This window comes from Thiorhodococcus drewsii AZ1, assembly GCF_000224065.1.
GTDB lineage: Bacteria > Pseudomonadota > Gammaproteobacteria > Chromatiales > Chromatiaceae > Imhoffiella > Imhoffiella drewsii.
Genome location: NZ_AFWT01000025.1, coordinates 20,189 through 43,058 on the forward strand (window position 1 = coordinate 20,189; position 22,870 = coordinate 43,058).

At 63.0% G+C, this 22,870-nt stretch carries 22 protein-coding genes and 1 pseudogene; 16 read left to right on the forward strand and 7 right to left on the reverse strand.

All coding sequences use genetic code 11. From position 1 onward, the window contains the following. Window positions 1-41: 41 nt before the first annotated feature. Window positions 42-308 (reverse strand): hypothetical protein, encoded by a 267-nt coding sequence (locus THIDRDRAFT_RS15880; protein ID WP_007041899.1) that lies wholly within the window; start codon window positions 306-308, stop codon window positions 42-44. 200 nt (window positions 309-508) lie between these two features. Here THIDRDRAFT_RS15880 and mobH point away from each other — a divergent pair, with 200 nt between their 5' ends. The 3 genes from mobH to THIDRDRAFT_RS15895 are packed head-to-tail and all read left to right on the forward strand — an operon-like array spanning window position 509 to window position 5,065. Beyond that, window positions 509-2,563, forward strand: a complete 2,055-nt coding sequence (gene mobH / locus THIDRDRAFT_RS15885) for a MobH family relaxase (protein WP_007041900.1) — start codon at window positions 509-511, stop codon at window positions 2,561-2,563. Next, window positions 2,553-4,418, forward strand: coding sequence for a conjugative transfer system coupling protein TraD (gene traD, locus THIDRDRAFT_RS15890; protein ID WP_007041901.1), 1,866 nt, complete (start codon window positions 2,553-2,555; stop codon window positions 4,416-4,418). The genes mobH and traD overlap by 11 nt, the downstream gene beginning before the upstream one ends. 2 nt (window positions 4,419-4,420) lie before the next feature. After that, entirely contained in the window at window positions 4,421-5,065 is a 645-nt protein-coding gene (locus THIDRDRAFT_RS15895) for an IncC plasmid conjugative DNA transfer DtrJ family protein (protein ID WP_007041902.1), read from the forward strand. Window positions 5,066-5,764: 699 nt separating this feature from the next. Here the strand turns inward: THIDRDRAFT_RS15895 and THIDRDRAFT_RS25710 are convergent. Next, complete coding sequence (locus THIDRDRAFT_RS25710; RefSeq protein WP_007041903.1) at window positions 5,765-6,415, reverse strand: DUF4124 domain-containing protein; 651 nt, start codon at window positions 6,413-6,415, stop codon at window positions 5,765-5,767. Between the two features lie 243 nt (window positions 6,416-6,658). Here THIDRDRAFT_RS25710 and THIDRDRAFT_RS15900 point away from each other — a divergent pair. Next, window positions 6,659-7,608 (forward strand): annotated as a pseudogene (locus THIDRDRAFT_RS15900) (IS1595 family transposase). Window positions 7,609-7,611: 3 nt separating this feature from the next. On the opposite strand, the gene THIDRDRAFT_RS15905 reads toward THIDRDRAFT_RS15900, so the two are convergent. The 5 genes from THIDRDRAFT_RS15905 to THIDRDRAFT_RS15920 form a co-directional block, all read right to left on the reverse strand. Continuing rightward, window positions 7,612-8,115, reverse strand: a complete 504-nt coding sequence (locus tag THIDRDRAFT_RS15905) for a restriction endonuclease (RefSeq protein WP_007041906.1) — start codon at window positions 8,113-8,115, stop codon at window positions 7,612-7,614. Between the two features lie 80 nt (window positions 8,116-8,195). Further along, window positions 8,196-9,290, reverse strand: a complete 1,095-nt coding sequence (locus THIDRDRAFT_RS24760) for a CHAT domain-containing protein (protein WP_216725642.1) — start codon at window positions 9,288-9,290, stop codon at window positions 8,196-8,198. Between the two features lie 676 nt (window positions 9,291-9,966). Continuing rightward, window positions 9,967-10,836 carry a hypothetical protein gene (locus THIDRDRAFT_RS15910; RefSeq protein ID WP_007041908.1) on the reverse strand — a complete coding sequence of 290 codons (870 nt, stop codon included), beginning with the start codon at window positions 10,834-10,836 and terminating at the stop codon, window positions 9,967-9,969. Between the two features lie 98 nt (window positions 10,837-10,934). Continuing rightward, window positions 10,935-11,228 (reverse strand): hypothetical protein, encoded by a 294-nt coding sequence (locus THIDRDRAFT_RS15915; RefSeq protein WP_007041909.1) that lies wholly within the window; start codon window positions 11,226-11,228, stop codon window positions 10,935-10,937. Window positions 11,229-11,611: 383 nt separating this feature from the next. After that, window positions 11,612-12,517 (reverse strand): D-hexose-6-phosphate mutarotase, encoded by a 906-nt coding sequence (locus tag THIDRDRAFT_RS15920; RefSeq protein ID WP_007041910.1) that lies wholly within the window; start codon window positions 12,515-12,517, stop codon window positions 11,612-11,614. 247 nt (window positions 12,518-12,764) lie between these two features. Here THIDRDRAFT_RS15920 and traL point away from each other — a divergent pair, with 247 nt between their 5' ends. The 12 genes from traL to THIDRDRAFT_RS15980 all read left to right on the forward strand — a co-directional run bounded on the left by traL (window position 12,765) and on the right by THIDRDRAFT_RS15980 (window position 22,870). Further along, entirely contained in the window at window positions 12,765-13,046 is a 282-nt protein-coding gene (gene traL / locus THIDRDRAFT_RS15925) for a type IV conjugative transfer system protein TraL (protein ID WP_007041911.1), read from the forward strand. Window positions 13,047-13,056: 10 nt separating this feature from the next. Further along, on the forward strand, window positions 13,057-13,674 hold the full coding sequence (locus tag THIDRDRAFT_RS15930; protein ID WP_007041912.1) for a TraE/TraK family type IV conjugative transfer system protein: 618 nt from the start codon (window positions 13,057-13,059) through the stop codon (window positions 13,672-13,674). A gap of 46 nt (window positions 13,675-13,720) precedes the next feature. Next, window positions 13,721-14,686: a TraK domain-containing protein gene (locus tag THIDRDRAFT_RS15935; protein WP_007041913.1), complete on the forward strand. Its 966-nt coding sequence runs from the start codon at window positions 13,721-13,723 to the stop codon at window positions 14,684-14,686. Beyond that, window positions 14,687-16,024, forward strand: a complete 1,338-nt coding sequence (locus tag THIDRDRAFT_RS15940; protein ID WP_007041914.1) for a TraB/VirB10 family protein — start codon at window positions 14,687-14,689, stop codon at window positions 16,022-16,024. It begins immediately after the preceding gene. A 23-nt stretch (window positions 16,025-16,047) separates the two neighbouring features. Then, the gene (locus THIDRDRAFT_RS15945; protein WP_245535868.1) at window positions 16,048-16,809 is read left to right on the forward strand and encodes a disulfide isomerase DsbC N-terminal domain-containing protein; all 762 of its coding nucleotides are present in this window, start codon (window positions 16,048-16,050) and stop codon (window positions 16,807-16,809) included. Then, the gene (locus THIDRDRAFT_RS23960; RefSeq protein ID WP_007041916.1) at window positions 16,806-17,552 is read left to right on the forward strand and encodes a TraV family lipoprotein; all 747 of its coding nucleotides are present in this window, start codon (window positions 16,806-16,808) and stop codon (window positions 17,550-17,552) included. Before THIDRDRAFT_RS15945 ends, THIDRDRAFT_RS23960 begins: the two co-directional genes overlap by 4 nt. A 23-nt stretch (window positions 17,553-17,575) precedes the next feature. Then, on the forward strand, window positions 17,576-17,902 hold the full coding sequence (gene traA, locus THIDRDRAFT_RS15955; protein WP_007041917.1) for a TraA family conjugative transfer protein: 327 nt from the start codon (window positions 17,576-17,578) through the stop codon (window positions 17,900-17,902). A 109-nt stretch (window positions 17,903-18,011) separates the two neighbouring features. Further along, the gene (locus THIDRDRAFT_RS15960; RefSeq protein WP_007041918.1) at window positions 18,012-18,344 is read left to right on the forward strand and encodes an RRXRR domain-containing protein; all 333 of its coding nucleotides are present in this window, start codon (window positions 18,012-18,014) and stop codon (window positions 18,342-18,344) included. After that, a complete protein-coding gene (traC, locus tag THIDRDRAFT_RS15965) occupies window positions 18,341-20,737 on the forward strand; it encodes a type IV secretion system protein TraC (RefSeq protein ID WP_007041919.1) in 2,397 nt (798 codons plus the stop codon). The genes THIDRDRAFT_RS15960 and traC overlap by 4 nt, the downstream gene beginning before the upstream one ends. Continuing rightward, window positions 20,730-21,113 carry a hypothetical protein gene (locus THIDRDRAFT_RS15970; protein WP_007041920.1) on the forward strand — a complete coding sequence of 128 codons (384 nt, stop codon included), beginning with the start codon at window positions 20,730-20,732 and terminating at the stop codon, window positions 21,111-21,113. The genes traC and THIDRDRAFT_RS15970 overlap by 8 nt, the downstream gene beginning before the upstream one ends. Next, a complete protein-coding gene (gene lepB / locus THIDRDRAFT_RS15975) occupies window positions 21,100-21,669 on the forward strand; it encodes a signal peptidase I (protein WP_007041921.1) in 570 nt (189 codons plus the stop codon). The genes THIDRDRAFT_RS15970 and lepB overlap by 14 nt, the downstream gene beginning before the upstream one ends. 10 nt (window positions 21,670-21,679) lie before the next feature. Next, window positions 21,680-22,870, forward strand: a complete 1,191-nt coding sequence (locus THIDRDRAFT_RS15980) for a TrbC family F-type conjugative pilus assembly protein (protein ID WP_245535869.1) — start codon at window positions 21,680-21,682, stop codon at window positions 22,868-22,870.

Consider the following 22,870-nt stretch of genomic DNA (forward strand, 5'->3'; position numbering starts at 1 on the left):
TGCATGATAGTGGGCCGGGCAGGGAGCCGTCACCGGGGGCGTCATTGGTCGCGGATCCGCTGCCGCCCGCACCGCGCTCGCCCGTCGAGGGTCATCCCGCACCATTGTCCATCGGGATCGAGGGCATGCTCGGTGTGCCCGCCACGCCAACTGGCGCCACCCAAGGATTCGGGCGGACGATAAGACACATAGGCAGGGAAGGGGATGCGCGCCGGGGTGATCCGCACCGGCGTCGGATCCGGCGGCGTGGCGCAGCCGCTGAGCAGCAGGAATCCCAAGGAGAGTAGCGATCGAGCGCGGTTGACCATGCCATTAGCCTCACGAGTGTGAAGCGATGAGCCTACGCTGCTGCCTGGCCTGGTGCCGTCTGAAACGGTTAATCGAGCGGGTCAGGGTTTTTTCGAGACAACGGTAAAGACCGCATTTACCGTTCTTCGTCGCCGATTGCCCCGGAGCATGCTTGGATAGGCGTTTCTGCCAACCCTCCACGGCGGATGCGCGCACGACGATGCCCAGCCTGATGACCCGCTACCGAGCCGCCTGGGCCGCCTTTCGCACGGCCGACGTCGAGTCGCCGTCAAGCGGCCCTTCTGCGTTTGCACAGGAGATCCCTCGCTATCCGCCCTTCCTCAAAGGCTTGCCCGTCGCCAGCACGGCCCAGATCCTCGCGACCCAGCGAGCACTCATCGCCAGCCTTCAGGATGCCCTGGCCTTCAGCGATGAGGACTACCGCACCCTGGTCCTCCCCCTGATCGAGCGCTACGCCGCCTTCGTCCATTTGCTGCCCGCGTCCGAAACCCATCACCATCGCGGTGCAGGGGGCCTCTTCCGGCACGGGCTCGAGGTCGCCTTCCAGGCCGCCCGCGCCAGTCGCGGACGGCTCTTCGCCCTCGATCGTCTGCCCGAGGAGCGGCGGATCCTTGAGCCACGCTGGCATCTGGCGGCCTGCATCGCCGGACTGCTGCACGATGTGGGCAAGCCGGTCGCCGATCTCTCGGTGGTCGACCGGAACGGGTCGTACCGATGGCAACCGCTCGACGAGACCCTGGTTGAGTGGGCGGGCACGCACGGCATCGATTGCTACTTCCTGCGGTGGCACAGCCAGCGCGTTCATCACGGCCATGAGGGCTTCACCGCTGCGGTGCTCCCGCAGCTCCTGACCTGGCCGGTGCGCCACTGGCTGATGGACCCCGATCCCCTGGTCTGGCTCACCCTGGGCCGGGTGCTGGCCGGGATGGACGACCAGGCGCTGCTCGGTGAGTTGATGCGCGAGGCTGATCGAGTCAGCGTCGCCCAGGACCTGCGCGAGAACCGCCTCGACCCGGATGCCCTATCGCTCGGGGTGCCGATCGAGCGCTATCTGATCGACACCATGCGCTCGCTGCTGCGCGACGGGACCTGGACGGTCAACACGCCCGGGGCGCGGGTGTGGATCTTTCCGCCCAATCGGGTCCACCTGGTCTGGCCCGCCTGCGCCGAGGCCATCGTCCAGCGGCTTGCCAGTGAACGCATCCCAGGGATCCCACGCGATCCGGATACGCTGGCGGACATCCTCATCGAGCGTCATCTGGCGCGGGGACGACCGCTGGGGGAGGGCGTGCCTGTGGCGCGCACCTGGCGTCTGGCTCCGGCAGTGCTCGCCCGGGAGCAGCCCGTTGAGCTGAGCTTCCTGCGTCTGGCGAGCCCAGAGCTGCTGTTCTCAGGCGTGGTGCCGCCGGCCACGCCCTTGGTGACCACGATCCCTGAGTCAGGCTCGGCGCCCGTCCTTGTGGAAGACACGGGCGTCGTGCAGAAGGCGACGGCGGGTTCGAACTCGAGCCCTGCAATCGAGCCCGGTCATGAAGATGTCCAGGGAGTCGCTGACAGGATCGGCAACGCCACACCGGCCGAGCCCTCTGAGCGGGACCAGGCCCGCGATTGGCTGCGCCAACAGGGGCCGGCAGGAGACGTTCTGATCGCCCTGGTAGAGGCACTGGTGGAGGATCGACTGACAGCCGATGCCTGCCCGAGCCTGATTCAGGGCAAGGTCTTTCTGCCCTATCCGCAGGGGCTTGCCGTGCGGGACGCAGCACCCGCAGAGATCCTTGAGACCTTCGTCGCCCGTGACTGGATCGAGCGTGATCCACTGCGCCCCATGCTCAAGGTCCGCGAGCATGAAGGCGTCTCCGGCGTATGGCTGAGGCGCGCCGTCTCGCGCCGGTTGGTCGCTTTGGGGTTGGGAGCCGACTCGGTCCCATCGCGTCTGCCGGAGACGATCCAGCCCCAGTCGGCGGCAATCGAGGCAGCCGTCGGTGATGATCCACCGAACCGGACCCGTGCGAAAGGCTCCCCCGCGACCACCGCGAGCAAGTACGCGCAGACCATTCGCCAACGTCTCCTCGCACGCGATCCGACCCTCGGCCCCATCACCGAGCGTCCCGGTGTACTCTCGATCCCACTGCGCGGCCCCATCCTCGACGGCGCCCACCGCTCGGGCATTTCGGAGACCGCCCTGCGCCGTGCCCTGGAGCGGTTGCCGAATGCACGTCCGGTCGAGAAGGGCATCCTGACCCTTGGCCTATAACCCGCCCTGGCGGCCCAACTTCGAGCTGGCGGCACTGTCAAGCTGGCTGGGCGTGGGGCTGCTTGCGGCCTGTCTGCACGGCCACTGGGCACTGCATCAGCGCCCCTTTCAACTGCTGGCCGTGCTTGCGATCCTGATGGGCCTGCGCTGGCTGCCCGCCGCGCTGCGTCACAGCCAGCGTCGGGCACGCCTCGGCGGGCAGCCGCTGAACTTTCTGGATCCTGAGCGGCTTCGCGCATACGGCCAACGCCGCCCCGCCGACCTCTGGCTCGGCTGGGGCTTCGACTGGAACGCCGAGCATGCCCAGCTCGCCCTCGATCTGATCCGCGTCGGACCCGAGCGCATCGTGCCAGCCCATCCCGAGCTCGGCGCGCACTGGCTGCACGGACTTGCCCCGCGCGAGGCGCCGGTCTGGCTGCCGGTCGCGCACAGCGCCGGCCATCTGCTGATCGTCGGCACCACCGGGGCGGGCAAGACCCGCCTGCTCGAACTGCTGGTCGCCCAGGCGGTGCAGCGCGGCGAGGCGGTGGTCATCCTCGATCCCAAGGGCGATCAGGAACTCCAAGCCTCCGCCCGGCGCGCCTGCGTGCGCTGCGGCGAGCCCCAGCGCTTCGTGAGCTTCCATCCCGCCTTCCCGGACCGCAGTCACCGCATCGATCCCCTCTACAGCTTCAACCGCGCGACCGAGATCGCCAGCCGCATCGCCGCCATCATGCCGAGCGTAAGCGGCAACGACCCCTTCAAGAGCTTCTCGCAGATGGCCCTCTCGCACGTCATCGGCGGGCTGCTGGCCGCCGGGGAACGGCCCAATCTGGTCAATCTGCGCCGCTACCTCGAAGGCGGAGTCGAGGCCCTGGTGGTCCGGGTCCTCACGCGCTTTTTCGATGCGCAGACACCCGGCTGGGAGGGCAGGGCGGCGCGCTACATCGGCAAGGCACAGGACACCATGGCCAAAGCGCGCGGCCTGGTGCGCTTCTATCAGGAGATCCGCACCCAGCACCCCTCCACCGTGATCGACGGGCTGGTCTCGCTCTTCGAGCACGATAAGGTGCACTTCTCCAAGATGGTCGCGAGCCTGCTGCCGGTGCTCAACATGCTCACCGCCGGTGCGCTCGGGCCGCTGCTCTCGCCTGATAGCGATGACCCTGACGACCCGCGTCCGATCACCGCCATGGCCCGCATCGTCGAGCGTGCCCAGGTCGCCTACATCGGGCTGGATGCGCTCTCCGACGGCATGGTCGGTGCGGCCATTGGTTCGATCCTGATCGCCGATCTGGCCGCCGTTGCCGGCGACCGCTACAACTACAGCGTTCAGCATCGCCCGGTGAACGTCTTCGTCGACGAGGCCGCCGAGATCGTCAACGACCCCCTGATCCAACTCCTGAATAAGGGTCGCGGCGCCGGACTGCGCCTGACCATCGCCACCCAGACCTTCGCCGACTTCGCCGCGCGCACCGGCAGCGCGGCCAAGGCGCGTCAGGTGCTCGGCAACCTCAACACCCTGATCGCCCTGCGCGTGCTCGACAGCGAGACCCAGGAGTACGTCACCGCCAGTCTGCCCAAGGCCCGGCTCAAGACCCTGACCCGCACCCAGGGCACCTCCACCCAGCGCAATCCGCTTCAACATTCGGGCAATGTCGGTGAGCAGCTCAAGGAAGAGGTGAGCGACCTGTTCCAGCCGGCGCTCTTGGGGATGCTGCCCAATCTGCACTACATCGCCCGTCTTGCCGGTGGGCGGATCGTCAAAGGGCGGCTACCGATTCTGCGCGAGCCAGTCGGAGTCGACGCGGCCCAGGCAAGACGGCGTCAGGGGAGGGCGCCCGAGGGCGCCCAAGCGGATGAGCAGGCCCGCTGACCATGCCGGATCCTGAGCCTGGCGATGCGCGGAGCCTTGTCGGTACGGGTGGCATCGCCGTGCTGCTCCTGCTGCTGGTCGGCCTGATCGGGATCGCGTGGTGGGTGCCGACGGGGTGGCTGGAGCAGGTCGGGACGCTGGAGCGGGCCTGGTCTCGACAGGCGCTCGGTGAGCGGAGCGCCGTGGCGGTCTTGGACTTGGCGCGACGCTGGGTCGCGATGCAACCGGATCAGAAGGACGCGTCGATCGCGGGCCAGTCGATGCGCGCCGACCCTCAAGTCTCCGTCCTGATCGATGGGGTCGATCCGGACTGGCTCGTCGAGCGCTCGAAGGCCGTCCGCCTGCTGGTCGAGCTGGCCTGTCTGCGTGCCGCCCTGCTCACGGCCTGGGCGCCGGCGCTCGGGCTGCTGCTCGTCGCTGGCGTGCTTGAGGGGCACTGGCGCTGGCGGATCCGTCAATTGGGCTTCGACTACCCGAGCCCGGTCGCCCGCCAGGCGAGCCAGACGGGTCTAACGTTGGTGGTTGGACTCCTGTTGCTGGTCCTATTGCTCCCGCTGCCCCTGCACCCCTTCGTCATTCCCCTTCTGACCCTGATCGCCGTGCGCCTGATCGGCACCGGTATCACGCATCTGCCCAAACAGCTGTGAGTCCGCCGGATTGTCGTGCATGCGATTCCGCTCCCCCGTTCTGGGCGTCATCCGTGCTGGCTTTATCTCTCGCGAATGACGGCGGTGACTCTTGCACGCGGATTGCGGTCAGATTAGCTTGGGGTTTCAGTGTCGGGAGAGCGCGGGGATGCGGACATTCAGAATCTCGAAACGAAGCCGCTTTCTTTGCATGTGTCGTCAAGCAAAGAGATTGCGCTGTTATCAGTCATAAATGCCAGAGCACCAGTTGAAACGAGACTAGCCTTGGCAATCTTGTTGTCCACAATGTCGCAAATGGTGCGGAGGGGAGGAATCGAACCTCCCGCCTTCGCTCTTGGCAGGTAGCACTTGCCCGCTCTTGCACATCTCTTGCTTGGGTCAGAGCTGTTTTCACCAGACTCCGCAGGAAGGCGACTCCGCCCCAAACACTTGCGATCACAGAAGTGAAAATTGCGCTTAGCTGGTTCATTAGCACCTCCAGTCCGGGGATAAAGCCCATTGCGGTGGCGAAAACTTCCAACCCAAGCAAGATGTCAACATGCGCTTCAATGTGCACCTGTAGGCCCAAGCCGGTGGCTTCGCTCGGTCAGGCGCTAACCCGGGCGAAGAGGTAATCTTTGAATGAGTCCGAAACTCCGAATCAGTCGCTAACGTCAAGAATCAGGCGACGCATGACCGCGCTTGTTGGGTATACCTATCCTAGTGGGTAGGAGTGAATTGGCCTGTTCTTGTATTTACTACGCCAGGGCCAACATCATGATAAAAAGTACCATTTCTAGGATCAACGTACCCGCCACCACTGCGAGGCATTGTTGTTCCTAAAAATGGATCATGTAGCCACTGCGGAGATGATAGTGTAGATAATGAGCGAGAGCTTGATATTTCTGGCTCGTCGTCGAATATGAGAGCGTTCCGTCTACGTCTTGCAACCTCTTCTTGTTCTTCAAGTAGGGCTTGACGTTGAGCAGCTAAGCGTCTTTGCCTTTCAAGCTCCTGTTTTTGCAAGATATCCTTATAAAACACAACAACCTTATCAAAATCCAGCCCAGATCTATCAGCATAAGTGCGCGCATCTTCGATGCGCCCAGCCTCAACTAAGCCGATAATTTGACGAACCTGCCGCTCTCTCTCAGCCTGTTGCGCTGCCAATAAACGAACTCTTTCTTGCTCTTCTTTTTCTGCTATTCTGCGCTGAATATCATATTCAGTGTCTTTGTAATAGGTTTCAACATCTTCACCTTCGCATGGAACATTAGAATAAGTTACGCTTCCATTTGTAGTGCATTTGAAGATATCTGCATTTACACCGAGAGGTGCGCAGAAGAGCAATGCTAACGCTAGTTTTTGCACTGAGTTCCTCCGGAGTCATCGCCTTGCCTGACGACTGGCTGGCGTGCCCAATACCCCGCTGGCCGCCGTTTGAATTCTGCATGGTCATTAGTTGTCAGAATTGGATCGGGGCTGAGCAATTTGTTAAGGTCTGCACGTTGCGCATAGGTTCTCGTTGCCCGTTCCTGATTATTTACGAATCTCAGCCTGCGAGTGCTGAATCGGCGCATACTGAGACCATCGCGAGTTCCTGGAGAAACGCTGATGGCACAAAACCCGATCCAATTTCAGAAGGGCTTGAGCTTGCAGGAATTTATGACGCACTACGGCCGTGAAGCTCTGTGCGTTGAAGCCCTGGAGCAATGGCGCTGGCCGCAGGGGTTCGTCTGCCCGAGCTGTGGTCACGGCGGCGTACCGGTGCGACTGCGCACGCGCGCCCTGTTGCAGTGCCGCCATTGCCATCACCAAACCTCCGTAACAGCTGGGACGATCTTCGAGGCCACCAAGCTGGCCGCTCACGACCTGGTTCCTGGCGATGTTCTTGTTGACGCAGCAGAAAAACGGCATCTCTGCACTGGAGCTCAAGCGTCATCTGGGCGTTTCCTATCTCACCGCTTGGCGGGTCAAGCACAAGCTGTTGCAGGTCATGAAAGAGCGTGACGATCAAACCCGACTCAAGGGCGTTATCGAGGTCGACGATGCCTACTGGGGCGGGGAGCGTCACGGGGCCAAGCCTGGGCGCGGCTCACCGAACAAGGTTGCGTTCATCGCCGCCTTGTCCTGCAACGCAGAAGGCCACCCGATCGGACTGTGCCTGGGCAAGGTGGCCGGCTTCCGCACGCGCGAAGTCGAGCGCTTCGCCAAGCGCCACTTCGATCCCAATGCCATCGTGCTCACCGATGGGCTGGCGTGTTTTCGTGGCGTCGCCAGCGCCGGGTTCGAGCACCAGCCCGTCGTCACCGGTGGCGGCTATCGCAGCATGGCCTTGCCCGAATTTCAGTGGCTCAACACCGTCTTCGGTAACGTCAAAAACAGCCTGCATGGTTCCTATCATCAGGTGAGCAGCAAGCATCTGCCGCGCTTCCTGGCCGAGTTTTGCTATCGCTTCAATCGCCGATTTGATCTGGCCTCCATCGCTCCCGCGCCTTGGATGGGCTGCCGTGCGAACTCCACCGATGCCACACCGTCTCCTGAAAATGGCTGAGGCATGTTAATAATCAGGTGCCCGTTTGAACGAAATACTCACCGCAATTAGGACATTTCTTGCTGACAGTTATAATCGATCTAGCGGAAATCCCTAGGCTCGCACTCATCCCGATAAACAATTGTTTCAAGAATCGCACCGTGAAGTTCGCTGGAGTAGAATTTGCGTCGATTTCAACGCTGATGATGTTATTCGCATCAGCCACTTTCTTTGCGCCTGACTGCAGGCCCAGGGGGCTTACAATGATCCCGCCGTCAGCTTTGGTGTCATGGATACGGTAAGCGAAAGCCGCAATCTTTTCTTGGCTTTGCCTAGATTTAGTGTAACGTCTGCATTCTATTAGAACGATTCCGTCGCCTTCTTCTGACACGCCCTTTGCATCAATTTCCCATTCGGTCCCAGTCTCTTCTCCTACCAACTTCTGCTTCCCTTCAATGGCTTTCAGATTCAGCTCCTTCTTGATCTTTTCTAATAAATAAGCGGCAACTATTTTGTACCTTTCCCACTGTCCTGCCATCTGTCCTCCTGGGCGCCTAACGCGCCAATAACCGGACCGTAAATTGCGCAGCAGTTTATGGGTCCGTGTTAATTGGAATGTTAGACTTCTTGTGGCCTCACCAAAACCAATTCGCTATCCTCAATACCAATATGCATAAATAATTGTGGAGTCTGGTCTTCTGGAATATTTTCAAGCATCAGGGCAACCTTTGCCTGATCAAATGACTCCCTAATGCTTTTTCCAAAGCTAATTGCTGAGTACAACTGCGCTGAAAACACTTGTGCCGCATCATCTCCGACGGATGTATTCATTCCGATAGCAGATGATATGTGTGCCACTATTTCATTTGCCTGATTTGCTGAAAAACAAGTATTGAATACAACAAGCTTGATGCCGCTTGAAACGACTTTAAACATTTCCGCAATAGAGCGTAGACTAATCAACTTGGTTTCGCCAGTATCATCCTGCAAGACAAGTTCGTCATTACTTGAACCGTGACCACTAAAGTGAACTATAGTTGGTTTATGTTTATTGATCGCTTGTAGCAAATCAGTTGGTCTAGCGGCCCATACTGACTTCAATACAACTGCATCTCGATATTCAGACTCTCTGATTCTCTTGGTAATAGATCTTATTTCCTCATCTAACCGTAGTTGAGGTTGGTCGGTTGGATTGGACGCAATAAATAGAACTGTGATCTTCCGTGGAAGCTGTGCAACCCCATTAGCAATTGGGGCTGTCGATAGCGTAGACTGTAGCTTCGTTGCATAAAGGTCAATTTTTGTTCTTAGATCATGTAGGGCAGCATATCGAGCATTTTCAAGTTCACTCCTTAATTTTTTATTAACCATTTCCTCGTGAGGGCGTGTCCAGCCCATAGATTTCAGTTGATCATACGGCTCACAAAGACTTGCGGGAAAGAAGCTTTCGCAAAATGCAAAAAAATCATTTGCTAATTCCGAATAGTAAGGCGATTTAAAGGCATCCAATGTTTCCTCAAGAGAACTCCAAGCGATGTCTTTCATGTTGCGAACTGACTTAACCTGCATATCATTAAAAGCACCATGCACGTGTCCAGGTGGGATCGACCATCCTCTGCTAGCAGAATCATTTAATATTTGTTTTCTCTCGCGAGATTGTTGTCTAGAGTATTCCCCTTTTTTTTGATAAATCAAGTTGCTTGTTAATTCCATGAATTTCGAATCGAGTGACATTCCCAAGCCTCAATTCAGCTATGAAAAACCAATGTCTTCTATTGTTATTTTTGCCTAACCAGTGATTCTCTAGTTTCCGGATAACCACGAGCGATAGCGCAACATAGGCCACCGAGAGGCAACAGCAAGAATCATTCACGGATGCTAACCCCATAAACACCGTCGGGAGCGTGTTATAGCCAGTTAATATGACATCCAGACAGGGGTTAATTTTAACCCCGCGCCGCCAAGGCGCTGGCCGCGCGAGGATGTCCGGTTATCAAATAAGATGGCTATATCTCGTTTCCGGACAATCTCCAAAAAACCAGCCACAACAATATACGCAAGCACGATACGCAAGCACGCGGAATGCTGCACCCGTGATGTCCGGTGTGTGGTCGACAACCGTCGCTACGCGGTAGGCGGCGAGTTTCCGCTGATGGGACGACCCTGCCGGTCTAGTCCCCATGCAGCCCCTCCGGAAAGCCCCTCGGCCTATCGCTTCACGCGGGGAGCCATCAGAAAGGGGGCGGCCTTTGGTGTCCGTAGACCATCGTGTAACGGGCACACACAACCAGACTTCTACTTGACGCTTCACGATGTCGCGTCAAGTTCCACAAAAACGTCCCCAGAACCCGTGGGAGCGCTGCTCCGTGGGCCGTGGGCCGTGGGCACGCTACGTCTTCCCACGAAACAAGAAAAGACCTTGTAGATGCTTTGGCAGCAGTGCCTTGGCGAGGTCCGAACCGTCTTCCATTACGGCGATAGTACCTATAGCAGCGAGGTATGGCTGAACCAAGTGCGAGCCGGTCATGGCTAGCAATGCGAACTCCTGGAGATCAAGCTCGTATTCCTGCTTTTCTCGCCCGCCGTCGGTGTAGTATACCTTCGCTGTGTGGGAATCCACCCAAGCGCTACCATGAGCAATAGCGTTCCTGATACGGGGTTTTGCCAAGCGAGAAATGAGATAGAAGGCACCGTCTTCGCCGCCGGTGAGCGAGTTCATCTGTTCAATGCGCGCGCTGTAAGGCATCGAGAAAACTCTGGTATCGGCCGGCTGCCCGCGAGCGATCCGAAGACATGGAATCATGAATCCCATCAGACCGCAAAGGAACTCGTTATAGGTATGCACCATGCGTGACATCTGTTGCCACACGAGGGTACTGCTTGTTGAGGACCCAACTTCGCGGAATGCAAGGGCAGCCTGTAGCAGAGCGCAAAACTGGGGGGCGATACAAGATAACTTCACACCCGGGTAATCTTCTATGAAGCTATGCGCAAGCGCGAGAGCGACTTGTTGATCAATGCGAGCAGCGTCCCGGTATGCAACAACGATGAGCTGCGTAAACAGGTCACGCATCCGCAGAATTTCTTCGCCGAGTGCTCGGCCATCGCTATACGCATCAATAACTGTCTTTAGAAGAACCGCAATACCAGGCGGCAACTCGCGATACTCTTCGCGAGCCATCTTTATGGAGTCACCGAATGCCCCTTGCTCGGCCATCTCAGCGGTTTGCTTGAGCAAACGCTTGTGCAACTCCCTCACTGTCAAAGCTCTCCGCGACGGGATACTTGCTGACTCAATGGCCGCCCCTACTAAGCACTTTCTGGACAACGTCGAATCTTGGCTGCGAGTACGCAGCTTCAATTCCTGAGCTTGGATAGCTCGAGCTTTAGCATGCAGATTTCGACATCTTTGGCGAGCGCTCCCTGTAGCATCGACAGCAAGAATGCTCGATACTCCTGTCGAAATTGCTCGACCTCCTTCATATAATCTGGATTCGGCTTGAACGTCACGCTTGGAGAGTCTTCCAGTTTTTGCACGATGTTCCTATACGCATTCTTAAGGCAGTCTACAAGCTCTGGTGGAAGATCCGGTGCTTTAAACTTCCTCAGAAAGTCATCTTCACTAAATGGAAACTGAATTACATCGCCCATCGTTGTAAATCCTTCCTTTTCGCAAATGCTGACTGATATCTACTTAACCTCGGAAACAATAGACTAAGCGGGTGAAAAGATCGAGCGGCGGCTTTCCCAGTGGCTGCGGACTCCGGGCCTTGATCATCCCTTGGTCCACCTGTCTCGGCGCAGGTTCGACTAGGCAAGCAAGGCTCTGATTTTGCTAGACTAAAATGACTTTAGTTGAGTCGCTTCCTGGGTTTTGGACGAAACGATGATCAAGGCCGGACTCCGAAGTACGAAGTGTCGCCGTCCGCTGATGGGACGATCCAGAAAGTCAGGCGATCTGTGCTGCCCGATCGAGTGCAAGTGGACCGTTCCCATCAGCAGCGCACTCGAGCGTCAATCTGAACTGCCTCACGTCAGGTGCGCTCCGCTCGGATATCGACCCCAAGCCGATAAGCCCCACCGGGCGCAATGGAGACCCGATCCGGACCGGCATTGGTGGTCTCCACGCAGAGCATCTGCAGATACTCAAGGTCACCGAAATCCCCCATGGCGGCGGCCTGCTCGACCCAGGGGTTCCACACCACCGCGCTACGACTGCCATTGGATCTGATCCTGATCGCCCGCTCAAAGACGGGGTCCTCTAACACCAGTTCCTGACCCGGCTCGAGATAGATGCGATCCAGTGGCCCTGACACCGTCACTGTTCCGTTTTGGACCTTCTCGACACCCCCGTCCAACTTGTCAATGTAGGTGACACCCTCAAGACCGACGACCCTGGCCCTGTTGACATCGCCCACCTTGAAATAGGTGTGCAGGGCCTGGCCGATCTCCACGGCGGCGTCGCTGTGGTTTTCCGTGATCAGCTCGACCTGGAGGGCCTGACCCAGGGTGACCTCGATCCGCAACGCGAACGCAGACGGCCAGAGTTGACGGGTCTCGTCGGTGTCGGTCACAGCCAAGACCAGCCGGACCGCGCCGCCGGCCGATCGATCGCTCCCGGTGACCTGCCACTGACGGTTGCGGACGAATCCATGCTGAGGACGGCCCAGCCCCTGCGGATCGGGGCCGAACCAGGGCCAGCACACCGGCATACCGCCTTTGATGGCCTTGCCATCCTGGTAGGCGGCTTGCTCGGAGACGAACAGCAGATCTTGCGCCTCGCCGGCCGGCACATAGCTCAAAACCTGACCGGCGTAGGTCGAGACCACCGCCGCTCCCCAGGGACACGCCAGGCGTGCCTGCACCAGTCCGCCGGGTCCGTCGCAGAAGACAAGGTGCTCGGCAATTCCAAATTCCGCGTTGAGTTGCTCGGGTGTCATGGCGGGTCGCTCCTGGTTGAATCGGTTGGCATGCCCGATGGTGTCGGTGGAGGACAGTCTAGACCTTTCACTCAGGGAGGCTCGTCGCTTCCAGTGTGCTGGCGTGCTGCTCTGATCGGACGACGTTTCTGCCCACTGCCCAGAAACGGTTCTTCCGCGAATAACCGTTGTTTGCTGACGCGGCGCGGGAAAGTCGGCATCGTTTTGCACACCGAAGCGACTGTCTCACCCGGAGCGAGCGACCCCGATGGCGACCCTGGAGCTGCCCCGTCACATCGACGATCCGCCGAACCTGCTGTTCTGGCGTATCGACGACGTTACGCCCTTCTTCCTGGTGCTGGTGATCGGCATCCTGGTCAATCAGCCGCTGATCTTCATCCTGCTCGGATGGGTGACCGTGCGCCTTTATGGCCGCTTCCGCGAGAGCCGCGCCGACGGCTATGCGCTGCACGCGCTCTACTGGATCGGCCTGATGCCGATGGGGCATCGCAGTACGCCCAACCCCTTCATGCGGCGCTACCTGCCATGAGGCCGCGAGGATGAACCTGGTGCGCTTTCGCCAGACCTGGCAGCGCCTGGTCACCGAGAACCGCTTCCACCGCGGTCTCCTGAGTGCGCTTCTGGCCACCAACTTGCTCACCCTGATTGCGCTGCTGCAAGCCGAGCGCACCGTGGTGCTGGTACCGCCGATCCTCGAGAGCCAGGTCAATGTCGCGCGTGCCTCGGCGAGTCAGGAGGTCAAGGAGGCCTGGGGCCTCTTCGTCACCGAGCTGCTCGGCAACGTCACCCCGACCAATGCGACCTTCCTGCGCCGGACCCTCGAACCGCTGCTGAGTCCGAGTCTGCGTCGCGCCATCGCTGGGATTCTGGACGACCAGGTCGAGGCACTGCAACGCGACCGGGTGAGCGTGCGCTTCGCCCCCGAACTCGTCCAGTACGAGGCCGACAGCGACCGGGTGCGGGTGAGCGGCAAGCAGGTCATCACCGGCCCCGGTGCCGATCCGGTGACCCGACCCCGGACCTACGAGGTGCAGGTTGCCTTCCGCAATTACCGCCCGCTCATCACGTACCTGGATGCCTATCAGGATGCGCGTGAGCGCAAGCAACGCGGAGCGGATTCAACGGCAGACGTCGCTCCGGCGGCGTCGACCCAGTGACAACGCCCGGGCCGTCCATCCGCCCGATCGATCGAGGACTCGAGACATGCCGACCGGCCGCTTGATCTGCTCCCACTGTCCGGCTCACCCGCTGGCCGCGACCCTCGCCGTCCTGCTGAGTGGCATCGGCCCGGCCGTGGCCCAGCCCGAGGACATCGGCATCGAGCTGCCGCCGATCCCGGACGCCGTGCTCGCCGGTGAGCGGACCCTGGAACCGGACGACTGGGGTGGGCACTTCCTACGCGTGAAGGCGGAGTCGCCGGCTCCGAGTCCGACCCATCTTGAGGTCGGCCCGGTGACGGTGCAGGCCACCATCGGCGTCAACCTCATCGTCGAGATCGCCATCGATCACCTCAACCGCATCCTCACCCCGTTCCCGAATCCGCAGGTGCGCACCGTCTCGGACGCCAGCACCAGTGTCGACGGCTCGGCCATCTATGTCGCCACGGGGAACGAGACGCCGGTGACCCTCTTCGTCAGCGATGTCTCGGACCCCAATCATGCGCTGTCCCTGACGCTTGCCCCACGGCGCATCCCCCCGCGCGAGATCCGGCTGTTCCTGACCGATCCGCTGCCCAACCCGAGCCCGATTGGAGCGCCGTCCGCACCAGCCGGAGCCGCCGCGCCGGACTATGTCGCGGCCATTACCGAGGCCATGCGCGCCCTGGCGCGCGAGGAGATCCCCGAGGGCTACGGTCTGCGTCAGGCGCGGCGCCAGGAGACCGTCACCTGTGTTCAGCTGGGGCTGGAAACCCGCCGTGGTCAGGTCCTCGAAGGCGGCGATCTTTGGCTGATCACCGCGCTCGCACGCAACACAACGGATGCCGAACTGGAGATCGAGGAGCGCGCCTGCCGTGCCGATCTCGACGGGGAGACGGTCGCCGTGGCCGCCTGGCCACGGGTCTGGCTGGCGCCGGGCGAGCAGGCAGAGCTCTATGTCGCGGTGGGGCGTCCGACGCCGGAGCAGCGCCGACCCGCGCGTCCCTCACTGCGCGGCGCGGGAGCCCGCTAGATGCCCGTCACCCCCGCCGATACTTGGGAGCGGCTTTCGCCAGGGCTCCGCCGCTGGCTGCTGATCGGTGTCGTGCTCGGCGTGGTCGCGCTGATTGCGGTGATCGCCCTCGACGAGCCAGCGACCCCCGGCACTCGCGCCGAGCAGGCACGCGAGCGGCTCACTCGGCATCTGCTGACCGACGCCGATCCGCGTGCGCTCGGCATCGACGGTCTGGCCAATCGTCTGACCCAGCTCGAGCGTGAGCTGGCCCAGGCGACATCCCGCGAGCGTCAGCGCGGCCCCGGCGAGGCGGCCACGCTCAACCGCCAGGTCGAGCAGCTGCGCCAGTCCCAGCAGAGCGAGATCCAGGCCCTGCAGCAGGAGATCACCCGGCTGCGTGAAGAGTTGCAGGCACGCCCGGCGACGCTGACGTCAACCACACCGCCACCAAGCCAGCCGCCTGAGCCGCCGGCGCCCGAGTCGAAGACGTCGCGCCCGGCCAAGCCACCAGCCCTGGACGATCCAGCACTCTTCGCGCGCACGCCCGCCTCACCGCTGAGTGCCCTCAGCCCGCACCCAGCCGCTCAGCCGACGCGGGCAAGCGGGCCGCTGACGATCCGCGTGGTGGAGCAGGCCCCCGCGCCCAATACGGCGGCGTCTGCGACCACCAAGCAGGCCGACGATCCCGCCGGCACAGCCATCATGATCCCCGCCGGCAGTCTGCTGCGCGGGGTCCTGCTCTCCGGGATGGATGCCCCCACCGGTCGACAGGCCCGCCGCGACCCCTATCCGGCCCTGGTGCGCCTCAAGCACGACGCCATCCTCCCCAACCGCTTCCGCGCCGATGTGCGCGAGTGCTTCATCACGGTCGCGGGCTACGGCGAGCTTTCGAGCGAGCGCGCCTTTCTGCGCACCGAGGTCATCACCTGCGTGCGCCGCGACGGTGGCGTGATCGAGGTTCCGGTCGATGGCTACGCGGTCGGCGAAGACGGCAAGGTGGGGCTGCGCGGGCGCCTGGTCTCCAAGCAGGGCCAGGTCATCGCCCGCGCCATGCAGGTGTCCTTCCTGCAGGGAATCTCGGATGTCTTCAACACGTCCTCGGTGACGACCATTTCGACCACCAGCGACGGCAAGGTCCAATACCAGGACGTGCTGTCCAGCGACTCGGCGCAGGCGGCGGCCATCACCGGGACCGGCAAGGCGCTCGATCGGCTCGCCCAGTATTACCTCGACATGGCCGAGAACATCTTCCCGGTGATCGAGGTCGACGCCGGGCGCGCGATCGAGGTGATCCTCAATCGTGGGGCGTCGCTGCAACTGGCCCAGGCGAATCGTCGCCGTGGTGGGCGGCGGTGAGGAGGTCGACGATGCGGGTGCACATGCAACGAGCGACCCTTGGATCAGCCTTGGCTCTGGTCCTGTTGGTCGGTCTGCCCGTGGGCGCGGTTGGCGATGAAAGGGCAGGGGCTGTGACCACGGAGCCCGACGACATCGCACAGCTCATGCAAGGCATCGAGGGGATGCGCCGTCTGCCCGTGAACGGGGTCCAGATGGTCCAGTCGGGCGAGCGGCTGTTCTTCGTCTCGACCAACGGGCGCTATGCCTTCCTGGGTCCGGCCATCGACCTCTGGCATGGGGAGCGTCTGACCTCGCTGGCCGAGGCCGACCGACTGATGGGACGGATCGACCGGACGCGCCTCAAGCTCGATGTCCGCGACCTGGGGGCGCTGGATCTGGGGGAGGGGACCGAGGAGGTCTGGGTCTTCCTCGATCCCCATTGCCCGCAGTGCGCGCAACTGCTCGATCAGCTCCAGGCGCTGTCGCCGTCGCAGCGCGCGCCCTATCGCGTTCGTCTCATCCCGCTGGGTGTGCTCGGGAAGCCGTCCCTCGCCACGGTGGTGCGGCTCAACTGTCTGGCCGAGCGGGATCCGGCGGCCGCGCGGGACGCCCTGGTCAGCCATGTCTTTGAGAGCCTGTCTCCGGCGACGGGCACCTGCGGACAGGGCGCCCTCCAGCGTGCCCTGGTTACCGCCCAACTGCTCGGCATCACCCAGGTACCCTTCCTGATCGCGCCGGACGGACGGCTGCACGGGGGTGTGCCGCTCGATCTGCTCGCTTGGCTCAACGGAGACGCACGATGAAAAAAAGACCCGCCACTCGATTCGGCATCGCCCGAGGTGTCCTGATCCTGCCGCTCTTAAGCGTGAGCTTCTTGATGAGCGGCTGCGGCTCGCTCGCCGTGGGCGAGAAGCGCTTTGGCTGCAAAGGTCATCCCAGCGACCCGCTTTGTCTGCCTGCCTCACGGGTCTACGACCTGACCAACGGGACCGATTCGCTGCAGCCACCCGACCGGGAATCCGGGCGGGTGGACGGCGAGGCATCAGGTGCGCAACCGGCGCGACCTGTGGCTGTGTCCGTCCAGCGGCGCGATTCGTCCGGCGGGTTCTTTGGCGACGATGCAGCGCTGTTCGGCGCCACACGGAAGCCAGCGAAGGCTCCAACTGCACCCGATGTCGCCCCAGTCGATGAGCCAGTGGAGGCCCTTCCCATCGCCGCCGACGAAGACCTGCTCCTACCGCGCTCGCGCGATCCCATCCCGCTGCGGGTACCCGCGCAGGTGATGCGCATCTGGCTTGCCCCCTGGGAAGACGAGAACGCCGACCTGCACGCCAGCGGTTACGTCTTCACCGAGATCGCACCGCGCACCTGGAGCCTCGCCGCCGGACCGGACCGCTTCTCCAATGCCCTGCTCAAGCCCCTGCAGGTCGAGCAGCGCGTCGTGCCGGGCGGCGGAGACAGCTCCGCGCCCCCACGTCGCCAACCGACGTGCGCAGGCGATCACTGCCCCTCCGCGACCGGCGAGCTCCGGCGCTCCTTGAATTGATCGAACCGACAGAGGACACCCTGATGATGACGTCTCATGACAGACAGCACCTGGCCGGCCGCATCCTGATTCTGGCCTTGGCCTTCGCCCCCATGATCGCCGCGGCGACCTCCGGCACCGGCGACACCACCGGCACCGAGTTCCAGGAGGTCTACACCCTGCTGGCGGGCTGGATGACCGGCCTGCTCGGCAAGGTGATCGCAGTCGCCTTCATCCTGGTCGGCCTGGTCGCCGGCGTCATGCGCCAGTCGATCATGGGCTTCGTGGTCGGTGTCTCGGCGGGGGTCGGGATGCTGGTCGCACCGAACATCATCAACACCCTCTTCAGCGCGACGCTGCCGCTCGCCTGAGGACGGCTGGCCATCGGCTCACGGCTCCTGCGCTTTCACAGCGCCACCGGCCACCCCCGGCCGAGACCGGGCCGGAAACGGCCCACCAATCGGATCAGAGAGGACCGCCATGCCCCTGTGCTGCCCCTTACCCGAGACCCGCCACTATCTGTCGGTGCCCAAGGACCTGTTTGCCTCCCTAGCCGCGCTGTCGCCGCAGGCGCGCGATCGCTTTCTGGACCAGGCCCTGGCCCGCGTACAGGGGCGCACCCCGGTGCTGGTGTGCGACGCCAACCGCCGCCTGCTCAAGCCCTGTCATCCAGCGCGCGCCCGCGAACTGCTGCGACGCAAGCGTGCTCGGGTGCTCTCGACCGATCCGTTCCTGTTGCAGTTGAAGCGTGTCGTCGGATCCGAACAGGTCGAGGGTCCGCCAGAAACGGCGAAGCCAGGGCGGGCGCGATGAGGGAACGGCAATTCCAGGGTGAGCGCGCCTCCGCGCTCTTTCCGCCGCTCGCCTGCGACCCCGGGCAGGGGATCTTTCTGCTCGACGATCAGAGCCTCGCCTTCGGTTGGCGCTGCCAACCCCTGGCCGGGGCCGATCAAGGTCACGCCGACCGCCTCACGGCCCTGGTCAATCAGGAATGGCCGACCGATACCCTGCTGCAGATCCTCCTCTGGGCCTCGCCGGATATCGAGGGACCGCTTGCCGTGATGAACGGCCTGCGCACCGAGCTGCGTCATCCACTGCTGCGGGCCGCGACCGCCGAGCGGGCGGCCTTCTTGCGTGCCGGGGTGAGCGCGCCACTCATCCGCCAGTCCGAGACCCGGGTGCGTGACGTTCAGGTCCTGGTGACCGTCAAGCTGCCGCTCCCGGGTCCCCTGCCGAGCGCCGCCGCGCATCAAGCCGCGCTCGATCTGCGCGCAAGCACGGAGCAGGTGCTCTCAACCGTCGGGCTTCAGCCGCGTGCGCTGATGGCGGGGGATCTGGTCCGGCTCATGAGCAGCCTGCTCAACTGGGGGCCGGAGGCGACCTGGCGTGAGCGGGTGACGCCCGAGGCCGATCCGACCCGCATCCTGCGCGAGCAGTTCTTGGACTCGGATCAAGGGATCGAGGTCGATGCCCAGGGCCTCACGCTGGGCGCGTGTCGGGTGCAGACCCTGTCGGTCAAGCGTTTTCCCGATCGGCTGCACTTCGGTCTGGCCGCCCGCTATCTGAGTGATCCCTTCTCGGGGGCGCGCGGCATCCCGCACAACCTGCTGGTGTGTCTCAATCTCCACTTCCCCGAGCCCGAAACCACCCGGACGCTGCTCCAGACCCAGAGTCAGTGGGCGACCAACATGGCGACCGGACCGATCGCGGTCTATCTGCCACGCCTGGCCGAGCGGGCGCGGGGCTTCCGGGTGCTCTTCGAGCGTCTCGATGCCGGCGACCGGCCGGTGCGGGCGCATCTGGGCTTGGTGCTCTTCGCGCCCAAGGAGCAGGCCACGGCGGCGGCCTCGAACTTGCGCACCTATTGGCGGGAGCTCGGCTTCCAGGTGGTGAGCGACCGCTTCTTCACCCTGCCGCTGTTCTTGAATTGTCTGCCCTTCGGCGCCGATCGCGGGGCCATCCGCGACATGCAGCGCTACCGCACCCTGGCGGCCTCGCACGCGGTCAACCTGATGCCGGTCCACGGGGACTGGAAAGGGACCGGCACCCCGGTGTTGAACCTCATCAGCCGGGGCGGGCAGTTGATGAATCTCTCGCTGTTCGACTCGGCCTCCAACTACAACGCCTGCATTGCGGCCCAGTCGGGTGCCGGTAAGTCCTTTCTGACCAACGAGCTGATCTCCACGACGCTGTCGGTCGGCGGGCGCTGCTGGGTCATCGATGTCGGGCGCTCCTACGAGAAGCTCTGCGAGGCCCTGGACGGGCAGTTCCTGGCCTTCACTCGCGAGGCGCGGATCTGCCTCAATCCCTTCGAGCTGGTGGTCCACTGGGACGAGGAGGCGGACATGATCGCGGCCCTGGTCGGGGCCATGATCGCGCCCTCTGGCGGGCTGGACGACTATGCACTCTCGGGGCTCAAGCGGGTGCTCAAGACCCTGTGGGACGCGCAGGGACCGGCCATGACCATCGACGGTATCGCCACCGCCCTGAGCGCCGAGCCTGATCCCAGGCTGTGCGATCTGGGCACCCAGATCTATCCCTTCACCACCCAGGGCGAGTACGGGCGCTTCTTCAACGGACCCAACTGCATTGAATTCTCCGCGCCGTTCGTCGTCCTCGAATTGGAGGAACTCAAAGGTCGCAAGCACCTGCAGCAGGTGGTGCTGCTGCAGCTGATCTATCAGATCCAGCAGGCGATGTATCTGGGCGAGCGCGACCAGGCCAAGCTGGTCATCCTCGACGAGGCCTGGGATCTGCTCACCCAGGGCGATGTCGCCCGCTTCATCGAGACCGGCTACCGGCGCTTTCGCAAGTACCGGGGCTCCGCCGTCACGGTCACCCAGTCGCTCAACGACCTCTATGCCCATCCGACCGGGCGGGCCATCGCCGAGAACTCGGCCCACACCTTCCTGCTCGCCCAGCCAGCACAGGCGATCGATCAGCTGCGCGCCGCCAAGCGCCTGCCGCTGACCGAGGGCGGGGCGGAGCTGCTGAAGACCGTGCATACGGTCCCCGGTGTCTATTCCGAGATCCTGGTCATCGGCGACTACGGGGCCGGGATCGGGCGGCTGGTGGTGGATCCCTTCCGGCAGTTGCTCTATTCGACCCACCCGCGCGATGTGGCGGCGCTCAGTGCGCTGCGCCGGCAGGGGCTGTCGATCGACGCGGCGATCCGGAGGTTGCTGGCGGAGCCTGGGCATGGCTGAGGGTCGGGCATCCCGGACGTTCAAGATCCCAACCGACGGCGTTCAGCCAAAGGGTGACGCGGGACAACCGGGGCTGAGCACGGTCGTTCTTGTCGCCGGACTCCTATGCCTGACGAGTAGTGCCTTTCTGAGCCTCTGGTGGCAGCGTCAGCTCGCCCTGGCCCTGGAGGTCCGACCGCCGGTGCTGCTGCTGGACCTGTCTGCGGCCGCCCGTGGCGCGGACCCGGCGCAGATGACGGCGATCCTGCGCGACTATACCCAGGCCGCCGAGGGTCTGGCGGCGCGGGGCGTGCTGGTCCTGGATCGTCATGCGGTGCTGGCCGCTCCGCCTGCGCTGACGGTTCTGGAAACGGAGGTGCCGCATGTGCCCGAGTAAGGCTGAGCCAGGTGCTCAAGGTCGGCTTGTGGGGAGCCGCTGGCGGTCCGGCAGCCGGCCGCTGCGTTGGCGCTGGGCTGTGCTGGCCGTCGTGGCTCTCGGTGTGGTGCTGGGCCTCGGCGCCTATGGCGCGATCCGTTACCGCCTCGGGATCGATCTGCAGGCGCACAGTTGTCTGGAGTCCTCGCGGGTCTTTCTGATCGACACCTTCGCCGGCCCCGAGGAGGTGATCCAGGGGGATTTGGTGGCCTTCCGCGCACAGGGCCTGGGCGTGCTCGCCTTCGAGGGACGTCTCTTCGTCAAACACGCCGCCGGGGTGCCGGGAGACTGGGTGACGGTCACGCTCGCCGAGACCGCGATCAACGGCATGCCGATGGCGCAAGGACTGGCACTGGCCCCGGCGCTAAAGCGCGATCCTGCGAGCTTCATCCGTCACGAGCGCGTCCCGGTCGAGCATTTCTGGATGCTTGGCGAGACCACTGACAGCTTCGACTCGCGCTACTGGGGCTTTCTGCCGGTGACGCGCATGGTTGGGAAGGCCTATGCGTTGTTCTGAGTGGCGATGGGTGTTGGTCCTGATCAGTGCTCTGGCGACCATGGTCATCGCCGAGAGCTGGGCCGATGGCGCGCTGCCAGACTCTGCGCTGCGCGATCAGGTGGTCCAGATTCAGGAGCAGGTACTGACGGCGCCGCCGCCGGGGTGGCTGATGGAGCAGCAGGGCAACGTGGAGGATTGGTCGGTCCGGTTGCGGGATCTTCGAGCTGCCCAGCAAACGTTGGTGATGCCTCTGAGGTCCGATGTAGAACCAACGGATCAGGCGGGCACCGACACCGATCTGACAGTGACCATTCTGGCTTCCCGCGCACTGGGTGAGGCTCAACTGCGCGAGCTTTTCGCTGCGGCGGCCGGGCAACCCGAGGTGCGGGTGGTCTTTCGGGGTGTGGCGCCGGGCGAATCGCTGGGTGATTTCATCCGCCAGATCCACGTCCTTCTGCGTGAAGCACGCGATGGCCTGAGCATCAATGCGATTCCCCGCATCGAGATCGACCCACGTCCTTTCCAGTCCCCTTTGGTCGAGGTGGCGCCGACGCTGATTACCACCGATGGGGCCGGGAAAGAGATCGCTCGCGTCAGCGGCATCAGCCGTCCGGACTGGCTGCTGGAGCAGGTGGAGGAGGGCAGGCGCGGTGATCTGGGCGTGCGTGGACCCACCGTCGCCGTTAGCGAACCCGATCTGATTGCAGAGCTGCAACGGCGTCTGGCAGGCATCGATTGGAGCGCCCGGCGCGAAGCAGCGTTAGCGCGCTATTGGGAGCGGGCCTCGTTTGCCGAGCTGCCGACCGCCGAGCAGGTTCGGGAGCGGCGACTGGATCTGACGCTCGTTGCTCAAGCCGATGTGACCCTCCCGGACGGGACCACTGTGATCCGCGTCGGCGAGCGCGTCGATCCACTCGCCATCATGCCGTTCCGTCAGCGTCTCTTCGTCTTTGATGCGACCGACCCACGTCAAGTGGCCGAGGTCGCGCGACGCGGAGCGGCGAGTCGTGCCGAGGGACGGCTGCCGCTCTATCTGGCGACCCGGCTGGATCGCGAGGCAGGGTGGGGTGGCTACCGTGGCGTCCAGACGGCTTTGCAGGATCCGCTCTACCTTCTCACCCCGGATGTGCGGCGCCGCTTTCAGATCGAGCGGGTGCCGGCGGTGGTCGATTCACGCGAGGGTGTCCTGGTGGTGTCGGAATGGCCGCCGGAGGGTTGA